Source organism: Xanthomonas sp. NCPPB 3761, assembly GCF_041475705.2.
GTDB classification, from domain to species: Bacteria; Pseudomonadota; Gammaproteobacteria; order Xanthomonadales; family Xanthomonadaceae; genus Xanthomonas; species Xanthomonas phaseoli.
In genome coordinates this window covers 600,694-619,417 of sequence record NZ_CM191262.1, presented here as the reverse complement: position 1 = coordinate 619,417, position 18,724 = coordinate 600,694, and the positions used below count along the sequence as shown (strand labels likewise).

Below are 18,724 nucleotides of genomic sequence, written 5' to 3'. Positions count from 1 at the left end.
ACACCACTGCACGCCACGGCGATGAGGCCATGGCGAACAGTGGGGCACATGTCACTCAGAACGTAAACACGTATTCGGCAGCCACTTCGCGGCCGATCGGGTTGAACAGCGTGGTGTTGTAGAAGCCGTAGCCGTAGAAGCGTTCTTTGTGGTCGTAGCCCACTTCGTTGAAGACGTTGTTGACGTAGAAATTGACCTTGGCGTGGTCGGTGATCTTGTAGCCGGTGCTCAGGTTCCAGTAGATCGCCGGGCCCACGCGGCCGAAGTAGCGCTTGCTGGTTTCGCCCAGGTGCACGTTGCCGGTATCGGTCACCAGGCACGCATCGGAGGCGCTGGGTTGATAGCCGTCGTCGAAGCGTTCGCAGGTGCCCCAGTTGACGGCACGCACGGAACCGATCCGGCGGAAGTACACGGTCCAGTCCCAGGGGCCGCCGTTGTCCCAATGCACGCTGCCACGCACGCGGCTGCGCACGCGTTCGTCGCGGCGGTTTTCGTCGCTGTCGGTGCGGTAGATCTGCTCGCGGTAGGCGATCAGATTGTTGTAGTCCAGCGACAGCTGGAAGTTGCCCCAGTCGGCGGTGGCAAGGCGATATTTCAGCGATGCATCGATGCCGGAGGTTTCCATCTGCGCCAGGTTGATCGGGCCGCGCTCGATGCTGGCGATGGTGCCGTCGGCATTGCGCGTCACGCGCGAGGTGATGGTGTCGCAATAGCCCGCGCCGCCGGGATTGTTCCAGGTGCCGCCGCTGATGGTGGTGCCGGTACGGCAGCCGGCTTCGGCCGACAGGATTTCGTCGGGGTCCAGGTCCTTGATCATTTCCTCCAGCTGGATGCGGTAGTAATCCACGCTCAGCGACAGCCCCTGCGCGATGTCCCACACCACGCCACCGGTGAACGAGCGGCCGGTTTCCGAGCGCAGATCCGGAGTGCCACGGCGGTTCACGTCCACGGTGTAGAAGATGTTGTTGTTTTCGTCGTTGCAGCCGCCGGTCAGGTACGCGCCCGAAGAAATGCAGCGGTACTGGTCGATCACCGTCTGATTGGTGGAGCTGGGTTCGCCCAGCACGTAATGCATGTCCGGCGCGCGGAAGCTGGTGGCCACGGTGCTGCGCACCAGCAGGCTTTCCACCGGCCGCCATTCCAGACCCGCGCTCCAGGTGGTGTCGCTCTGCGTGCCCACGTCGGTGGGGATGGCGGCCGAAGAACGGTAATTGCCGTAGCGATCGTAACGGCCGGCCACATTCGCGCTCAATGTGGAGAGCAACGGAATCTGGAATTCCAGACCGGCCGAACTGCGCATGCGTTCGCCACCGCCGCTGTCCACCACGTCCACCACGTCCACCGGGTAGCATTCGTTGGCACAGGGGTCGGGAGAGAGTTGATAGCCCTGCTTTGCCACTTCGGCCACGGTGGCGAAACGGATCGGCCCGGCCCAGCCCTGCACCACATCGCCGCTTACGCTGAAACTGGCTTGATTCACCCACGAATAGGCCGAATTGTGCGATTTGGCGACCAGGTTGTCGTACTGGTCCGACGACAACGGGGTGTATAGGCGTGCTTGGTTGATCGCATAGATCGGCGTGCCATCGGCGGCAGTGCCGAGGGAGCTGCCGAGGAAGTAGTCGGTGGCGCGCGCGGTGTCCACGGTGCGGATGTATTCGTCGACGGTGTAGCGCGAGCGGCCTACGCTGAACTCCCAATCGAAACGGTCGGCCCACACACCGCGCAAGCCGGCGCTCAGATCCCAGGACTGCTCCTTGTTGTAGTTGGCAAGCCGGTCCCAGCCGCCGGCTTCGCGCCGGGTGAGCTGGCGGATCAGGTTCAACGAACGCCCGGTGGCCGCGTCCTGGAACGGGCCCAGGTAGGCGTACGGCGGGTCGTAGGTCCAACGGCCGATGCTGCGGTTGGCAGAGAACGTGGCCCAGGCTTCGGTGTGTTCGCCGAACTTCCAGGTGCCGTAGAGATATGCCGAATAATCCTCGCTGCCGGTGACCAGCCCCCAGTCGCCGTAATCGCGTGCCACCCCGCAGTAATCGCCGGCGTTGGTGAGCGCGCCGGTGTTCTGGTTGTAGCTCAGCCGCTGCGCGTCGATGAACTCGCCCCCGAAGCGCGCGCAGGTGCCGGCCGGCGGTGCCAGGCGCTCGTTGGTATTGGCATCGATCAGGCTCAAACCGGTGAACGGATTGAAACCGTACAGGCGGTTCTGGCCGGTCCAGTTGGAGTAGGACATGTCGTCCGAATCGTCCATCTGTGGGCGATCGCGTCCGCTCAACGGGTCGCGCCGGGTGGCCTGCAGCGCATAGGTCAGGCTCCAGTTCTCGCCGGTGCGCCCGCCGGCCCAGGACACGTCGAAGCTGTCGCGCCCACCTTCGGTGGCGGTGCCGCCGCGCAGGCGCACCTGGTCGCCCTGATAGTCGCGCTTGAGGATCACGTTGATCACGCCGGCCACGGCGTCCGAGCCGTAAATCGCCGACGCACCGCCAGTGAGGATGTCGATGCGCTCCACTGCGGCGGAAGGAATATTGCTGTAGTTGGAGAAGTTGCTCTCGCCGCCGTAGGGCAGCGGGTAATCGGCCACGCGATGCCCGTTGACCAGCAGCAGCGTCCGCCCCGGCCCGAGGTCGCGCAGATTGATTGGCGAGGCGTTGGGCGTATGCGAGCCCCACTGCGTATCGGCTTCCACCGAGCCCTGCTGATTCATGCTGTTGAGCACGTCGTAGACGGTGGCAAAGCCTTCCTGCTGGATCTGCTGCGCACTGATGGTGACCACCGGTTGCGCACCTTCGACCTGCGCGCGCTTGATGCGCGAACCGGTGACGCTGACCGCATCCAGCGTGGAGGTGGCGCGCGTGGCATCGGGTTCGGTTTGCTGGGCCATGAGCGGCGGCGCGCACGCAGCAGTCACGGCAAGGGAGACGGAAATCGACAAGGCAAGGCGATGACTGCGGCAGTTCATAAGATCCCCGGGAGAGGCCGGACGCGGCCGGCGTGGCAGTGCACTGCAACGACGCCTGCCAGCGATGCGTGCACCGCTGCCCCTTGTCCGATGGCCCCCCGACCGCTCGGCGCAAACGCCTGCCCAGCGACGCTAAGGCTGCGATGACATCGGTGTCAACAGGAGGTCACAGAGTGTGACGGCGATCGACGATGCGGCCGGCTGGGGGTACCTCCACCACGATTTCTGCGCGCCCAGCGCACTCGACCCTGCGCAGGTGCAACAGGTCATGCGATCACAAGTTGCCACCGTCCTGCCTGGTTGGTTCTTCCTGCAACGCAGGAGTTCGCATCGCGTTATGCCGGCCGGGCAGGCTTGTTCGAATGATGCATGTGCGCCAGCCAGTACCCGCTGGCCGCTCCCTCCCATCAAGGAAACCCACCATGGAGATCAAGAAACAGCAAACCGCAGGCCCCTCTTCCCTGGCGCCATTGCACGACACCCATACCGACAACGCTCCGGTCGCCGACGCCACGTCGCCGACGCAAACGCCGCTCCACCCCAGCTTGTCGGCGCTCACTCCGCGCAGCCGTTCGCGCGCGTCCACCGCCGACTCCGAGCACGGCGCTTCGCCGGTGCCCTCGCACGACGCTGAACCGCCAGCCCATTCACCCGAACGCGCCGCCGGCCCGTCCACCGCCCCCTCGCTTGCCGCCCGCGCAAACGCTGCATTGGCAAGCGGCGTGCAGCAGGCTTACGCTGCGGTATCGAAGGGGGCGTCCGATCTCTGGTCGCTGGCGGATCTGCGCACCATGCTGCAGATCCATGCGGACGATCCTGCATTCCTGCAGATGGTGCGTCACACCGACCCGGAACAGCAGGCGCCGCACAGTCTGGCCGCGTGCCGCCAGCAGATCACCCAGCTGCGCGATGTCATCGAAGCGGCAACCGGTCTGGAAGCACGCTTCCGCCAGCAATTGCTCGGCGACATCAAGGCCGTGGAAGACGCGCTGCAGCCGCTGGAGCACGGCACACCTGCGGCCGGGCGGGCGCTGAAGTCGCTGGCCAACCTGGTCAATCTGTGGCCCCTGGTCGTCCCCAGTCCGTTTCTGGGCAACCAGGCCAAGACCTTCGCCTATTCCATCGCCGCGGCAACCAAGGGCGTGATGACGCTTTCGGCCTCTGCGCTGCGTCCCACCGCCGACGGACTTCCGTTCCCGCTGATGGGCGGGCAGCTGGGGCGAGACGCCAACGAAATGCATTTCTACGCCATCTTGCTCAACGGACTGTTCCTCACCACCGAACTGCCCAAGAAATTCGGCAACCCGTCCATGCGGCACCAGGCCGAAGCAGTGGAAAACAACCCGGGATTTGCCGCGGCCGCATCGACCGCGTGCGCGGCGATGGTGCTCACGCCCTTCCTCTGGAACAGCCTCAACGTGCTCGGCAATCGACTGCAACACAAGGTGTCGCACCTGGGCGCCAGCATTGCAGAAAGCGCCGGTTTTCAAAGCCAGGCGCAGCGGTTGCGTGCACGCCTGACGCCCGGCCAGATCAGCGCGCAACTGCGCACGCAACTCAACGAGATCTGCGCCGCTCTGGAGAACGGCCGAGAAGCGTTTCAACAGGCACGTCGCGCGTTCACCGACCCGAGCCAAGGGCACGAGCTCACCCGTACGCTCAATGCCCAGTGCACGCACCTGCTGGAGACGCTGGACCAATGCAGCAAGCGACTGAGCACTGCGCTACAAGTGGACCAGAACCAGAATCAGGACCAGCCAGCCACCATCCCGCGCCAGGTCACCAACCACGACATTGCCCCCAAGCTGGCACTGGCGACGCTGGCGGCCGGAGTGACCGGGCTGACGGTCTACCTGATCCAACCGGATCGGATCGGCACGGTCGACCTGGTTGCCGACTCCATCCTTGTCACGACCGTGATGATGCAGTCGGCGCTCAACGCACATGCGACCCGCCAGGACGCAATGGAGCGCTTCAAGGCCATGTGCTCCGGCAGCTTGGTGATGGCGCTGGCCCTGGGCGTGGAGAAACTGTCCAAGACCTTGGCAGACAAGAGCCTGATCGAATCCTCGTCGGCATCGCCCTACTACGCCGGCGCGATCATGTCGCTGATGTCGATGACCATGCCGGGCCCGATGGCGCGTGGCGCAGAGCTGGCGATGAACTGGGGCGGCGCGCAGGTCATGCGGGTGTTCAGAGGGCCCGACGGCACCACGCTCGCCACCCGCATGCCGTCCTCGCCCGAGGAGCTCATCCAGCACGTGGAAGACACGGCCAGATATGTGCAGAGCCTGTCGCCGGACCAGGCACAGGAGTACGCGCAGCGGGTCGGCGAGATCGCCCTGCAGGTGATCGAGGACGCCGGCGCGCAGGCGCAGACCAGGCCCAGCAGCAGCGTCACGATCACCGAAATCGACGACATCGCCGATATCGAGGAGACGAACGACGATGCCGCGTTGGCCGCAGCCAGTGCATCGCCTGAGCAACGCTCGCCTGCGCACGCGCATCGGTCGCCGGATCAGGCCGCAACCAGCACAGCGCCTTCGTCCTGAGGGACGAGCGCCGGTCACCGGCAACTGCCGCGTGCATGCGCAAGTGACGCGCATAAAAAACCCCGCCATTTGGCGGGGTTTTTTTAACGCAACAGCCGAAGTGGCGTGGATCAGAAATCCATGCCGCCCATGCCGCCCATGCCACCGCCGGCCGGCATCACCGGCTCGTCCTTCTTCGGTGCATCGGCCACCATGGCTTCGGTGGTGATCATCAGGCCGGCGATCGAGGCGGCGTTCTGCAGTGCCGAACGGGTCACCTTGGTCGGGTCCAGGATGCCGAACTGCACCATGTCGCCGAACTCGCCGTTGGCGGCGTTGTAGCCGTAGTTGCCGCTGCCTTCCTTGACCTTGTTGAGGATCACGGACGGCTCTTCGCCGGCATTGGCCACGATCTCACGCAGCGGGGCTTCCATCGCGCGCAGGGCGATCTGGATACCGTGGGTCTGGTCTTCGTTGGCACCCTTCAGCTCGCCCACGGCCACCAGCGCACGCACCAGGGCCACGCCGCCGCCCGGGACCACGCCTTCTTCGACGGCTGCACGGGTGGCGTGCAGGGCGTCTTCGACGCGTGCCTTCTTTTCCTTCATTTCGATTTCGGTCGAGGCGCCGACCTTGATCACTGCAACGCCGCCGGCCAGCTTGGCCACGCGTTCCTGCAGCTTCTCACGGTCGTAATCGGAGGAGGTGTCTTCGATCTGGGTCTTGATCTGGCCCACGCGCGATTCGATCGCGGCAGTGTCGCCGGCGCCATCGATGATCGTGGTGTTTTCCTTGGAGACCTGCACCTTCTTGGCGCGGCCCAGGTCCTTGATGGTCGCCTTCTCAAGCGCCAGACCCACTTCTTCGGAGATCACGGTACCGCCGGTCAGCACGGCCATGTCTTCCAGCATCGCCTTGCGACGGTCGCCGAAGCCCGGTGCCTTGACGGCCACGACCTTGACGATGCCGCGAATGGTGTTGACCACCAGGGTCGCCAGCGCTTCGCCTTCGACTTCTTCGGCCACGATCAGCAGCGGCTTGCCGGCCTTGGCCACGCCTTCCAGCACGGGCAGCAGGTCACGCACGTTGGAGATCTTCTTGTCGTGCAGCAGGATGAACGGGTCGTCCAGGTCGGCCGACTGGCTCTGCTGGTTGTTGATGAAGTACGGGGAGAGGTAGCCGCGGTCGAACTGCATGCCCTCGACCACGTCCAGCTCGTTTTCCAGGCCCGAGCCTTCTTCAACGGTGATCACGCCTTCCTTGCCGACCTTCTGCATCGCTTCGGCAATGATGTTGCCGATCGACTCGTCCGAGTTGGCCGAGATGGTGCCGACCTGGGCGATCGCCTTGTCGTCGGTGGTGGGCTTGGAGATGTTCTTCAGCTCGACAACCGCAGCCTTGACGGCCTGGTCGATACCGCGCTTGAGGTCCATCGGGTTCATACCGGCGGCCACGGCCTTGGCGCCTTCGCGGATCAGGGCCTGGGCCAGCACAGTGGCGGTGGTGGTGCCGTCGCCGGCGTTGTCGTTGGTCTTGGAAGCGACTTCCTTGACCATCTGCGCGCCCATGTTCTCGAACTTGTCAGCCAGTTCGATTTCCTTGGCGACGGAGACGCCGTCCTTGGTGATGGTCGGGGCGCCGAAGCTCTTCTCGAGCACGACGTTGCGGCCCTTCGGGCCCAGGGTGGCCTTCACGGCATTGGCAAGCACGTTGACGCCACGGACCATGCGGGTACGTGCGTCTTCACCGAAACGAATGTCTTTAGCAGCCATTGGTTGTTACTCCGGAAATTGGGAATGGGGAATGGGGAATGGGGAATCGGTCAATCAAGGGCGGATATCGGGGCTGGGCGGGATGGCGAGGGCGCTGGCCGCTCTACCGATTCCCAATTCCCTACTCCCGATTCCCGGCGCATAGCGCCTGATCAGCCGATGACGGCCAGGATGTCGTCTTCGCGCAGCACCTTGTACTCGACGCCTTCGGACTTGTAGCTGCTGCCGGCGTACTGGCCGTAGATGACCTTGTCGCCAACCTTGACCACCGGCGCGCGCAGGCTGCCGTTGTCCAGCGGCTTGCCGGCGCCGATCGCGACGACTTCACCCTTGGTGGACTTTTCCTTGGCGGAGTCCGGAATCACGATGCCGCCGGCGGAAACTTCGTCGGCTTCGATCGGCTTGACTACAACGCGGTCGTGAAGCGGCTTGATGCTCATAGAGAAGACCTCTTAAGTGTTTGATTGGCCTGGAAATTATCGGCGATGTTAGCACTCGCACATGACGACTGCCAGCACAGCGCGCGGAAAAAACCCGACAGAGCGGGTGCGGGCCAGAGATTGTGCTGCGTGGGCGGCTTTCAAGGCCTGGCGGCAAAAATTTTTCGACGGCGGCGGTCTCGGCCAGAGGCCACTACGAGTGCGGCGCGGGGCCAGGGACAATGCACGGCCATGCCTGTTGACGGCGATTGACGCGCTGCCGATGGCCCAGAGCCGGAAGGCATGCCGGGGGCGGCGGCGCTGAATGCCTTGCTGCCACCGCAGGCCCGCGCGTTTCCGCCACGCTCTAGAAATGGAACCAGGTTCCATCGCTTGTCATGCGCGCGCCTTAAAGTCGGGAACGCATTCCCCGATCACAAGGAGCTGTCGATGAGGTTGCCGTCCCGTTTCGTGTCCCTGCGTTGCACCCTTCCGCTGGCCTGCGCGTTCGCGCTCGGTGCCACCTCCGCCAATGCCGCGGTCTTCATCAACGAACTGCACTACGACGACGCGGGCGCCTCCGGCGACAGCGGCGAAGGCGTGGAAGTGGTGGCCACCGCCGGCGAATCGCTGAGCGGCTATCGCATTTACCTGTACAACGGCGCCGCCCCCGGTGCGGCAGTGATGTATGCCAACACGGCGGTGCCGGCAGGCACGGTGGTGAGCTGCGGCAGCCAGGTGCGTATCGCCACGGTGAGCTACGCCAGCAACGGCGTGCAGAACGGCCCCAACGATGGCGTGGCGCTGGTCGACCCCAACGGGCAGTTGGTGCAATTCCTCAGTTACGAAGGCGCCATCACCGGCAGCGGCGGCCCGGCGGCCCGGCGGCCGGCGTGACCAGCCAGAACCTGCCGGTGAGCGAGAGCAACAGCACCGCGGTCGGCAGTTCGCTGCAACTGACCGGCACCGGCACCACCGCGGCCAACTTCAGCTGGGCCGGCTCGGCGGCGCAGACCTTCGGCGCCTGCAACCGCGGCCAGACCTTCGCCGGCAGCGACGGTGGCAGCACCGGTGCGCCCACCATCAGCAGCACCACACCGACGCAAGGCGCCACCGGCTTCCCGGCCGCCGGCGATCTGGCCGTGGGCTTCAGCGAAGCGGTGACGCTGGGCAGCGGCGCGTTTGCGCTGAGCTGCGCCAGCTCCGGCAACGTGGCACTGACATACCCGACCAGCGGCACCCGCTTCACGCTGTCCACCAACACTGCCCTGGTCGGCGGCGAGCGCTGCACGTTGGCCATCACCGCAAGCGCCATCCGCGATGCCAGCGGCCTGAGCCCGGCCGCCAACCAGTCCATCGCCTTCACTGTGGCCACCGCCAGCGGCGGCGCCACCGGCTACTACTCGCGGGTGAACACCACCAGCCCCAGCCAGCTGCGCTGCTCGCTCAACACCACCATTCGCGGCCACACCGTGTACCCGTACAGCGGCAGCGGCACCAGCACCTGGACCATCCTGGAAATGGCCGACGAGGATCCCAGCAACAGCGGCCGCATCCTGGACGCCTACCGCAACCGCAGCTACGCCAAGGTCAGCGACCGGGCCGGCACCGGCAGCGGACTCACCTACAACCGCGAGCACACCTGGCCCAACTCGCTGGGCTTCGGCAGCGCCACCGACGACCGCGGCCTGCCGTACGCGCCCTACACCGACACCCACATGCTGTACCTGACCGACACCAGCTTCAACGCAGACCGCGGCAACAAGCCCTATGCCACCTGCACCGGCAGCTGCGGCGAGCGGGTGACCGAGGTCAACGACGGCAGTGGCGGCGGCAGCGGGCGTTACCCGGGCAATTCCAACTGGGTCCGCACGCCGGACGGCAACAGCGGCACCTTCGAGGTGTGGGGCCGGCGCAAGGGCGATATGGCGCGCGCTGTGATGTACATGGCGATCCGCTACGAAGGCGGCACCGATGCAGCCAGCGGCCAGTCCGAGCCGGACCTGGAGCTCACCGACGACCGCAGCAAGATCGTGCAGACCGCGTCCTCGCCCGCCTACATGGGCCTGCTGTCCACGTTGCTGGCCTGGCACCAGGCCGATCCGCCGGACGATGCCGAGCGCGCCCGCAACGAGGTGATCTTCAGCTTCCAGGGCAACCGCAACCCGTTCGTGGATCACCCCGAATGGGCCACTGCCAGCCTGTTCAACTCGGCCAAGCCGGCCAGTTGCCAGCTGGCCAACTGAGACCGGCTCACATATGGCGCGCGCACCGCCAGGCGGGAGTGGACAGCGCGCTCGGAGCCGCCCTGTACGCGTGGCACCTGCCCGATTCCGGGCCCCCGCGCGCACCCGCCTGGCGGTGCGCGCAAACGGGTTGCCAATTGGTCTGGACTACCCCGGCGGGGCGAGAGAGGCGCAGGCCGGGGCGGTCGCGTGGGGCGGCTTGTCCACCAACCCGTGATGCCGGGCGCCGATGCAGACGGTGCGTGTCGCCGGCAGGCACCACGCCCTTGACCCACCCCCATCGACCGAACCCAGGTACCGCCCTGCCATGCACGGCAGGGCGCGAGCGAATCGCACACCCCCAAGGCGCAGCGCGCCGACCATGAGTTCGCTTGAGCCCGTCACCCCACCGGGCCCACGAAGTTAACGTCTTGTTCCGGAATCGGCGGTCGATCCCCCGCAAACAGGGGATTACACTGCCAGGTCCAATGAGCGCACCTTCCCTCCATTTGTTATTGAGCACCTGCCCGGATGCCGATAGCGCCGAGCGCATCGCGCAGGCCTTGCTCGAGGAACGGCTGGCCGCCTGCGTCACCGTCCTGCCCGGCGTGCAATCGCTGTACCGCTGGAAAGGCGCGATCGAGCGCAGCACCGAGGTGCAGTTGCTGATCAAGACCTGGGACGACTGCCTGCCCGACGCCATCGCGCGGCTGCAGGCCTTGCATCCGTATGAACTGCCGGAGGCGGTCGCTGTCCAAGCCAGCGCCGGGCTGCCGGCGTATCTCGATTGGGTCCGGGCCGAAACCCGCAAGGAATTCCGACGTCCATGAAGTCTCTGTCCCGCTGGATCGCCCGCTGCGCGCTCCTGGCCGCCCCCTTGCTCGCCGCGCCGCTGGCGGTACTGGCGCCCACCCCCGCGCAGGCCGCCGTGACCGAAGCCGACCTGCTGCCGGTGGACCAGGCCTTCGCGCTGAGCGCCACTGCCGACAGCCGCGACCGCATCGCGCTGAATTGGAAGATCGCACCGGGCTACTACCTGTATCGCCACCGCATCAGCGTCAAGTCCGGAAAGGGGTTTGCCGCGGGCGAACTGGCGCTGCCGGAAGGCGAGAGCAAGCACGACGAGTTCTTCGGCCAGGTGCAGACCTACCGCAGGCAACTGCAGGCCACCCTGGCCGGCAAGGCCGACCCGGCGGTGCAGACCGCCGTCCTGCAGGTGCAGTACCAGGGCTGCGCCGATGCCGGCGTGTGTTATCCGCCGCAGCGGCGCGAAATCCGCGTCGATTTGCCCGCGGCCGACGCCACCGGGGCGCAGGCCACCGCTGCGCCACGTGAAAACCTGGGCGCGCTGGTGCCACGCAGCGCCACCGGCCCGCGCCTGTTCGGCGCCCCCGGCCAGACCGCCGGCATGGACGCGTTGCCGCTGCCGGCCGAGCAGGCGTTCAACTTCGAAGCCATCGTCGGCGACGGCAACAGCCTGCTGCTGCGCTTCACCCCGGCGCCGGGCTATTACATCTACCGCGACCGCACCTCGCTGGCATTGGAAGGGGCCGGCGGCGTGCGCACCGGGCTGCCGCGCTGGCCGCAAGGCAAGGCCCATCGCGACGAACATTTCGGCGATGTGGTGGTGTATTTCGACCAGGCCGAAGTGACCTTGCCGCTGCTGCGCGACCACCCCGATCCGGCCCACGTGACCCTGGTGGCCACCTTCCAGGGCTGCCAGACCGACGGCATCTGCTATCCGCCGATGACCCGCCGCGTCGCCCTCGATGTACCGGCCGGCACCGTGTCGCCGCAGAACCAGGCGCAGGCTGCGCCATTGATGATTTCGCCGCTGGCCGCCGGCCAGGCACCGGTCGAGCCCGCGCCGGCTGCCAGCACTGCCGGCCCGGTCGCCGATGCCTCGGCCGGCAATCCGGAGCGCACGCCACCGCCGCATACCGACAAGGGCCTGCTGGGCATGCTGGTGCTGGCCCTGCTGGGCGGGTTGGTGCTGAACCTGATGCCCTGCGTGCTGCCGATCCTGTCGCTGAAGGTGCTGGGCCTGGCGCACAGCGGCGAAAGCCGCGGCCATGCGCGTCGCCATGCCATCTGGTACTCGCTGGGCGTACTGGTGTCCTTCGCCGCCGTCGGCGGGCTGGTGATCGGCTTGCGCGCCGCCGGGCAGGCCGCCGGCTGGGGCTTCCAGCTGCAGCAGCCGTGGTTCGTCGCGGCGCTGGCGTATCTGATGTTCGCGGTGGGGCTGAGCCTGTCGGGCGTGTTCACCTTGGGCACCAACCTGGGCGGCATCGGCCAGTCGCTGGCCGCGCGCAACGGGCCGCTGGGCGACTTCTTCACCGGCGTGCTGGCCTGCGTGGTCGCCAGCCCCTGCATCGCGCCGTTCATGGGCACGGCCCTGGCCTACGCCTTCACCGCGCCCGCGCTGCTGGCGATGCTGGTGTTTCTGGTGCTGGGCCTGGGCCTGGCGCTGCAGTTCCTGCTGATCGGCTTCGTGCCTTCGCTGGCGCGGCGCCTGCCCACCCCCGGGGCGTGGATGGAAACGCTCAAGCAGGTGCTGGCGTTCCCCATGTACCTCACCGCGATCTGGCTGCTGTGGGTCCTGGGCAAGCAGCGCGGCGTGGATGCGCTGGCCTTGATGCTGGTCGGCGCCACCCTGCTGGCCCTGGGGTTGTGGTGCTTGGAGCGCAGCCGCTGGAAGAGCCACCGCCTGGGCATGGGCCTGGCCACGGCGATGCTGGTGCTGGCACTGGTGCCGGTGGTCGCGGTCACGCGCCTGAGCCTGCCGGCAGCCACCGCGGCAGATGGCGTGGTGGCGTTCTCGCCGCAGTTGCTGGACCGCCTGCGTGCCGACAACCGCGTGGTCTTCGTCAATATGACCGCCGACTGGTGCGTAACCTGCAAGGCCAACGAAAAGAACGTGCTGAGCAGCGCCGAATTCCGCGACGCGTTGCGCCGCGTCGACGCGGTCTACATGAAGGGCGACTGGACCAACGTCGATCCCGCCATCAGTACCTTCCTGGACCAGCACCAGGCCGTCGGCGTGCCGCTGTACGTGGTCTACGGCCCCGGCGCCCCGCCGGCGATCCTGCCGACCGTGCTGACCGGCGCGATTACCGAAGATGCCTTGCTCCGCGCAGCGCGGTGAGGCGCGTCTTCGCTGCCACTGGCGACCTCGGCGGCAGCCTGTTGGCGGGCTAGCTCGAAGATTTTGCGCACCATGTAGACCGGCGCCGGCGCCATCAGGCGTATTGCGACACGTCCAAGCGCGAGGCCGGCCCCTGTTGGCCGGCGACCCGCGCGTCCGGCGCTCCGCAGATCTGACTGGCCGATGCCCGCATGGGGCAGGTGCGGCGCCAGGCTGCGCACGGCGTCGCCTGTTCGGTGCCCCTGACACCTCCAGAACCCGGATGCATGCGATGCATCGCGGGCAACAGCGGCCGCGGCCTGCACGGCGGGCAGTTGCATGAGGCGAGGCAGCGGACGGGATCGATCGCGCCGATCGCCTTCCTCTGGCACGCCGGCCCCGCTCGGCCAGGCGCCGCGTTGCTGGCGCCTGGATCTGCGCGCAGATCGCAGCCTGCCGCAGCGTCGCCTCCTGCGCCGTTGCCACGAACAAACCGGGCACTCACCGAATTGCTGCCACCGGCACAACATTCTGACGCCCGGCAGGAGAGGATGCCGACAACAACTGTTGCCGCTGGACGGCCGGGACGGCGCCGCATCGCACCAGGCGCAGATGCTGCTCCGCATGCGCAGGGCCGGCTGCCGGTTCCGCTCGCAGCGGCCTGTGGCTATTCAGGCCCGGCAGCATGACCTCCGGCGCATGATTGCCCGCCACCATTAGCGCCCCAGCCAAACAATTCGAATTTTAAAACAATCGTTTTAAACAGACCTAAGTTCGTCGAACTGGACAGCATCGGCGACATCGCGCAGACTTCCGGCCTTTCCGCTCTTCCGGATCCCATGGCCCATCTGCTGCTGTTGCATGGCCCCAACCTCAACCTGCTCGGCACCCGCGAGCCGGAGGTTTACGGGCGTACCACGCTGGCGCAGATCGACGCGGCCCTGGTGGATCGCGCGCAAGCGGCCGGGCACGTGCTGCACTGCCTGCAGTCCAATGCCGAGCACGTGCTGGTGGAGCGCATCCACGCCGCGCGCGAGGACGGCACCGCCTACATCCTGATCAACCCGGCCGCCTTCACCCATACCTCGGTAGCGCTGCGCGATGCGCTGCTGGGCGTAGGGCTGCCGTTCGTGGAAATTCATCTGTCCAACCCGCACGCGCGCGAGCCGTTCCGGCACCACAGCTATCTCAGCGACAAGGCCGACGGGGTGATCTGCGGCTTCGGCGCAGACAGCTACCGGCTGGCGCTGGAAGCGGTGATCGCGCGCCTGGAGCGCGACGCATGACCCCTGCCGCATCGACCTCGGCCAGCGTGTCGGCGTCCTGATCCCATTCCGCCGGCAGCCGCCGGCACTCCCCACCGTTTCACTTCCAGAGGCCCTTATGGATCTCCGCAAAATCAAGAAACTGATCGACCTGCTCGAAGAATCCAATCTCGCCGAAATCGAGATCAAGGAGGGCGAAGAAAGCGTGCGCCTGGCGCGCGTGCCCAAGGGCACCCAGGTGATGAGCGCCCCGGTGCAGCAGTACGCACCCGCACCGGCCGTGCAGGCGCAGGCACCGGCGGCGGCCAGCATGCCGATGCATTCGCCCACCGAAGCCTCCACCGGCGGCGCCAAGCACGCCGCCGCACTGCCGGACGGCCACGTGCTGCGCGCCCCGATGGTCGGCACCTTCTACACCTCGCCCTCCCCGGACAAGCCGGCGTTCGTCACCGTCGGCCAGCAGGTCAAGGTGGGCGATACCCTGGCGATCATCGAGGCAATGAAGATGTTCAACCCGATCGAAGCCGACGCCTCCGGCACCATCGTCGCCATCCTCGGCGAAACCGGCCAGCCGGTGGAATTCGATCAGCCGTTGTTTGTGATTGGCTGAGAGCCGGGAATCGGGAGTGGAGAATCGGGAATCGGCAAAGCGGCCTCATGAACGTCTGGAGGCGTGGTGCGATTCCATGGAGCTGGTGGAAATGATCTATCGGTTTACCGAGGTCTTTCCCGAGCACGAACGCTACGGCCTGATGGCGCAATTGCGCCGTGCGGCCGTCAGCATCCCGTCGAATATCGCCGAAGGTGCAGCGCGGCGCTCCACTCCCGATTACGCGCGGTTTCTCTCGATTGCGCGCGGCTCGCTCTCCGAGCTGGATACACAGGTCCAGATCGCGGTACGACTGGGCTATAGCAACACCGATGACGAGGACATTGTCAGCCAGCAGGTCGACCAGGTCTTCGCCAAGCTCACTGCATTGATGAATGCCTTACGCAGACGCGGAGCCGCGCCATGAAGCCCGCATCTCCCCATTCCCCATTCTCGACTCCCTATTCCCATGCTCGATAAAGTCGTCATCGCCAACCGAGGTGAAATCGCGCTGCGCATCCTGCGCGCGTGCCACACGCTCGGCATCCGCACGGTCGCGGTGCATTCCACGGTCGACCGCAACCTCAAGCACGTGGCCATGGCCGACGAGTCGGTGTGTATCGGCCCGGCCGCCTCCAGCGACAGCTACCTCAACATCCCGGCGTTGATCGCCGCGGCCGAGGTGACCGATGCGCAGGCCATCCACCCCGGCTACGGCTTCCTGTCGGAAAACGCCGATTTCGCCGAGCGCGTGGAGCAATCCGGCTTCATCTTCATCGGCCCCAAGGCCGACACCATTCGCCTGATGGGCGACAAGGTCGAAGCGATCCGCGCCATGAAGGCTGCCGGCGTACCCTGCGTGCCCGGCTCGGGCGGCCCGCTGGGCGATGACATCGTCGCCAACACCAAGGTGGCGCGCGAAATCGGCTACCCGGTGATCATCAAGGCGGCCGGCGGTGGCGGCGGACGCGGCATGCGCGTGGTGCATTCGGAGGCGGCGCTGAAGGCGGCGATCGAAACCACCAAGTCCGAAGCCAAGGCCGCTTTCAGCAACGATCAGGTCTACATGGAGAAGTTCCTGGAAAATCCGCGTCACGTGGAAATCCAGGTGCTTGCCGACGGCCAGGGCGGGGCGATCCACCTGGGCGAACGCGATTGCTCGATGCAGCGCCGCCACCAGAAGGTGGTGGAAGAAGCGCCGGCACCGGGCATCACCGAAGAACTGCGCAACGAGATCGGCAAGGTCTGCGTGGACGCCTGCATCCGCATCGGCTACCGCGGCGCGGGCACCTTCGAATTCCTGTTCGAGAACGGGCGGTTCTACTTCATCGAAATGAACACGCGTATCCAGGTGGAGCATCCGGTCACCGAGCGCATCACCGGCATCGACCTGGTGTGCGAGCAGCTGCGCATCGCCGCCGGCCACAAGCTGAGCATCAAGCAGAGCGACATCGTGCTGCGCGGGCATGCGATCGAATGCCGCATCAATGCCGAAGACCCGGAAACCTTCATGCCTAACCCGGGCCTGATCACCGCCTTCCATCCGCCGGGCGGTCCGGGCGTGCGGGTGGATACCCACATCTACAGCGGCTACAAGGTGCCGCCGAACTACGATTCGATGATCGGCAAGCTGATCGTGCATGGGCCCGATCGCGAAACCGCGATCGCACGCATGCGCGTGGCGCTGAGCGAGATGGTGGTGGACGGCATCAAGACCAACATCCCGCTGCAGCAGCGCATCATGCGCGACAAGGGCTTCCAGGCCGGTGGGCAAAATATCCACTACCTGGAAAAGCGCCTGGCCGAACGCAAGAACAAGTCGATCGCGTTGACCTGATCGCGCCTGCCGCTGCAGCGATGAAGCAAAAAAGCCCGGGAAACCGGGCTTTTTTGTTGTTCCCCGGTGCATCGCGCCGACACTGCGTCGCGTCGCCAGCCGGTCCATGCGTAGGAGCGCACCCGGGCGCGACCGGACTTACCGATAACGCCCAGTCACGCCCGGGTGCGCTCCTACAGAGCCCCAGGGTTCGACGCCCGGATGGCGCAAGCCAGCGCCGGATCCGATCTGCAGACCCTCGGTCGTGTACACACGTGAGAATGAGGAAAGCTGCAGCCGCAGCTAGCCGCCGTCGCCGCCTGCGCTACCGCAGACGCAGCGGCTGCGGCAATGTCGATCTGCAACGCGCCGCACCGTTCACCGCCGCGGCGCAGGCGCCTGCTGGCTGCCGGGCACCGGCACGATGCCGCTGGCCGATGACGGGTCGACCACGGTCATGGTTTCGGTGGAACCGTCCGGCCACACCACCTGGAACGTGGAGCCAGCCGGCAAGGTGGAAAACGGCATGGCACTGCTGGCGCGGTACACCGCAGCGACCTGGCTTGCGCCATGCCGTCGCTGCTGTTCGTCGGCGGTGACGCTGGTGGATTTGACCGACAGCGGCTGGTACCGGTGATCGGCGGTATCGATCATCACGATGCTCACTGCCGCCGCCGAATACGCCACGAACAACGCCACCCATAACCAGAACTTGGCGCCATGCGCCAACCGACGGTAATTCATGACTGCGCTCCCGGATCGGAGACCAATGTATCGACCATCTCATCCACCCTGTCTGCTCCCTGCCGCGGCACCGCGGCATCGAATACGAACGACACGAAATCCTGTGCGCTGTCGCGCGAGCAGATGCCCGCGTTGGCGCAATAACTGGTGACCAAGGTGCTGCCGGCGCTGCAATCGAGCCCCAGCCGGCATGCAGCCACTTGCCAGGCCAGCTCGGCGAACTGATCGCCGGCCACATAGCCTTGCAGGCTGTCATCGCCGCTGGCCCGCGCGCCCATCGCGGGGGACAGGGCCAGATAGGCCTCGGGATCGCGCGAGGCCAGCACGCGTTGCACCAGCGCGCGTTTGTAGCTGGGCGATGCCTGCAACGGTTCGCCCAACGCCAGCAGGGCGGCCTCGGCAGCCAGGCTGCCGGCGCGCGCCGCTGCCAGGCGTTGCTGCGCAACCATGCGCGGACCCAGCCCGTCGGCGGGGGCGAAGCCGGCGCAACGCTGCGCCAGGCGCTCGCGTGCGGCATGCATCGCTGCCACTCCCGGCGTGTGTTGCGCGGCGATCCATGCGCTATCGGCGGCATAGCCGGACGGGCTGGCCGCATAGGGCGCGCAGTAATCGTAGACACGGCTCAAGCGCCACCCGGCCTGTGCATCGCCGGCACGCACCTGCTGCTGCAATTGCTGCGCGTAGCGATACAGATCCGGTTGCGCTTCCACCGCATCGCGATGCGGCAGCTGCAACGCGGCGCTGTGCTCGGTCGCTGCGTGCGGCTGCGGTGTGGCAGCGCCAACCGGCGCCACCTGTGCAGCAACCGGCACCGTGCGGTCGACATCACGCTCGGCAGGTTGCGCGCGCACATGCCACCACGCGGCCGCCGCAAGCGCAGCGGGAGCGAGCAGCAGCCAGAGATGGCGGGCACGAGCGAGCGGCATGGATGACGGCGACCCTGCCGCGGAACCACCCGCAGCGACCGCGCGGAGTCTAGCACCCACCCGCGCGCACAGCCGCCGCCAAGCAGACGCTGCCAGTGGAGGTGTCGAGAATGGGGCGACATGCGTAACGGCCTGCGCGGACTGCACGTGAGTGGCGCGCTGCATGCGTTCGGTTGCGCTTTGCTGTGTGCTGTGTGCTGTGTGCTGTGTGCTGCGCTGTGCTGTTTGCTTGTGCTGTGGGGTGTGTTGGTGCTGATGTTGCTCGGCCGCTTGCCGGCTTGCTGCTGCGTTGATCGGTTGCAAATTCCGAATGCGGCGTTGACTTGCGGACTGCGCATCCGATAGCAGCGCATCTTG

At 66.5% G+C, this 18,724-nt stretch carries 12 protein-coding genes, 1 other RNA gene and 1 pseudogene; 8 read left to right on the top strand and 6 right to left on the bottom strand.

Going from position 1 to position 18,724, the window contains the following annotated elements; genetic code table 11:
* Positions 1 to 55 precede the first annotated feature (55 nt).
* Positions 56 to 2,878, bottom strand: coding sequence for a TonB-dependent receptor plug domain-containing protein (locus ACCQ00_RS02740; RefSeq protein WP_372354057.1), 2,823 nt, complete (start codon positions 2,876 to 2,878; stop codon positions 56 to 58).
* Between the two features lie 500 nt (positions 2,879 to 3,378).
* Between ACCQ00_RS02740 and xopX the strand changes: the two genes are divergently transcribed.
* Positions 3,379 to 5,508, top strand: a complete 2,130-nt coding sequence (gene xopX / locus ACCQ00_RS02735) for a XopX family type III secretion system effector (RefSeq protein WP_039570866.1) — start codon at positions 3,379 to 3,381, stop codon at positions 5,506 to 5,508.
* Positions 5,509 to 5,618: 110 nt separating this feature from the next.
* Here the strand turns inward: xopX and groL are convergent, their stop codons facing one another.
* Together groL and ACCQ00_RS02725 are read right to left on the bottom strand one after the other, a co-directional pair.
* On the bottom strand, positions 5,619 to 7,259 hold the full coding sequence (gene groL / locus ACCQ00_RS02730; RefSeq protein ID WP_039570863.1) for a chaperonin GroEL: 1,641 nt from the start codon (positions 7,257 to 7,259) through the stop codon (positions 5,619 to 5,621).
* A gap of 152 nt (positions 7,260 to 7,411) precedes the next feature.
* Complete coding sequence (locus tag ACCQ00_RS02725; RefSeq protein WP_003483210.1) at positions 7,412 to 7,699, bottom strand: co-chaperone GroES; 288 nt, start codon at positions 7,697 to 7,699, stop codon at positions 7,412 to 7,414.
* Positions 7,700 to 8,128: 429 nt separating this feature from the next.
* On the opposite strand from ACCQ00_RS02725, the pseudogene ACCQ00_RS02720 reads away from it, so the two are divergent.
* A pseudogene (locus ACCQ00_RS02720) lies at positions 8,129 to 9,924 on the top strand (endonuclease).
* A gap of 4 nt (positions 9,925 to 9,928) precedes the next feature.
* On the opposite strand, the gene ACCQ00_RS02715 reads toward ACCQ00_RS02720, so the two are convergent.
* A non-coding RNA gene (locus ACCQ00_RS02715) (sX9 sRNA) lies at positions 9,929 to 10,003 on the bottom strand.
* A 388-nt stretch (positions 10,004 to 10,391) separates the two neighbouring features.
* Between ACCQ00_RS02715 and cutA the strand changes: the two genes are divergently transcribed.
* The 6 genes from cutA (at position 10,392) to accC (ending at position 16,718) form a co-directional block, all read left to right on the top strand.
* Positions 10,392 to 10,733, top strand: a complete 342-nt coding sequence (gene cutA / locus ACCQ00_RS02710; RefSeq protein WP_039570859.1) for a divalent-cation tolerance protein CutA — start codon at positions 10,392 to 10,394, stop codon at positions 10,731 to 10,733.
* Positions 10,730 to 13,048 (top strand): protein-disulfide reductase DsbD family protein, encoded by a 2,319-nt coding sequence (locus ACCQ00_RS02705; protein ID WP_372354056.1) that lies wholly within the window; start codon positions 10,730 to 10,732, stop codon positions 13,046 to 13,048. The genes cutA and ACCQ00_RS02705 overlap by 4 nt, the downstream gene beginning before the upstream one ends.
* An 818-nt stretch (positions 13,049 to 13,866) precedes the next feature.
* Positions 13,867 to 14,313 (top strand): type II 3-dehydroquinate dehydratase, encoded by a 447-nt coding sequence (gene aroQ / locus ACCQ00_RS02700; RefSeq protein WP_003483185.1) that lies wholly within the window; start codon positions 13,867 to 13,869, stop codon positions 14,311 to 14,313.
* A 97-nt stretch (positions 14,314 to 14,410) separates the two neighbouring features.
* Positions 14,411 to 14,902, top strand: coding sequence for an acetyl-CoA carboxylase biotin carboxyl carrier protein (gene accB / locus ACCQ00_RS02695; protein WP_017155928.1), 492 nt, complete (start codon positions 14,411 to 14,413; stop codon positions 14,900 to 14,902).
* A gap of 76 nt (positions 14,903 to 14,978) precedes the next feature.
* Complete coding sequence (locus ACCQ00_RS02690; protein WP_236493354.1) at positions 14,979 to 15,308, top strand: four helix bundle protein; 330 nt, start codon at positions 14,979 to 14,981, stop codon at positions 15,306 to 15,308.
* A gap of 42 nt (positions 15,309 to 15,350) precedes the next feature.
* Positions 15,351 to 16,718 carry an acetyl-CoA carboxylase biotin carboxylase subunit gene (gene accC, locus ACCQ00_RS02685; RefSeq protein WP_008571860.1) on the top strand — a complete coding sequence of 456 codons (1,368 nt, stop codon included), beginning with the start codon at positions 15,351 to 15,353 and terminating at the stop codon, positions 16,716 to 16,718.
* A 357-nt stretch (positions 16,719 to 17,075) separates the two neighbouring features.
* On the opposite strand, the gene ACCQ00_RS02680 is transcribed toward accC, so the two are convergent.
* Both ACCQ00_RS02680 and ACCQ00_RS02675 read right to left on the bottom strand, forming a co-directional pair.
* On the bottom strand, positions 17,076 to 17,441 hold the full coding sequence (locus ACCQ00_RS02680) for a hypothetical protein (protein WP_003483177.1): 366 nt from the start codon (positions 17,439 to 17,441) through the stop codon (positions 17,076 to 17,078).
* A complete protein-coding gene (locus ACCQ00_RS02675; protein WP_039570847.1) occupies positions 17,438 to 18,367 on the bottom strand; it encodes a hypothetical protein in 930 nt (309 codons plus the stop codon). The genes ACCQ00_RS02680 and ACCQ00_RS02675 overlap by 4 nt, the downstream gene beginning before the upstream one ends.
* Between the last annotated feature and the right edge of the window lie 357 nt (positions 18,368 to 18,724).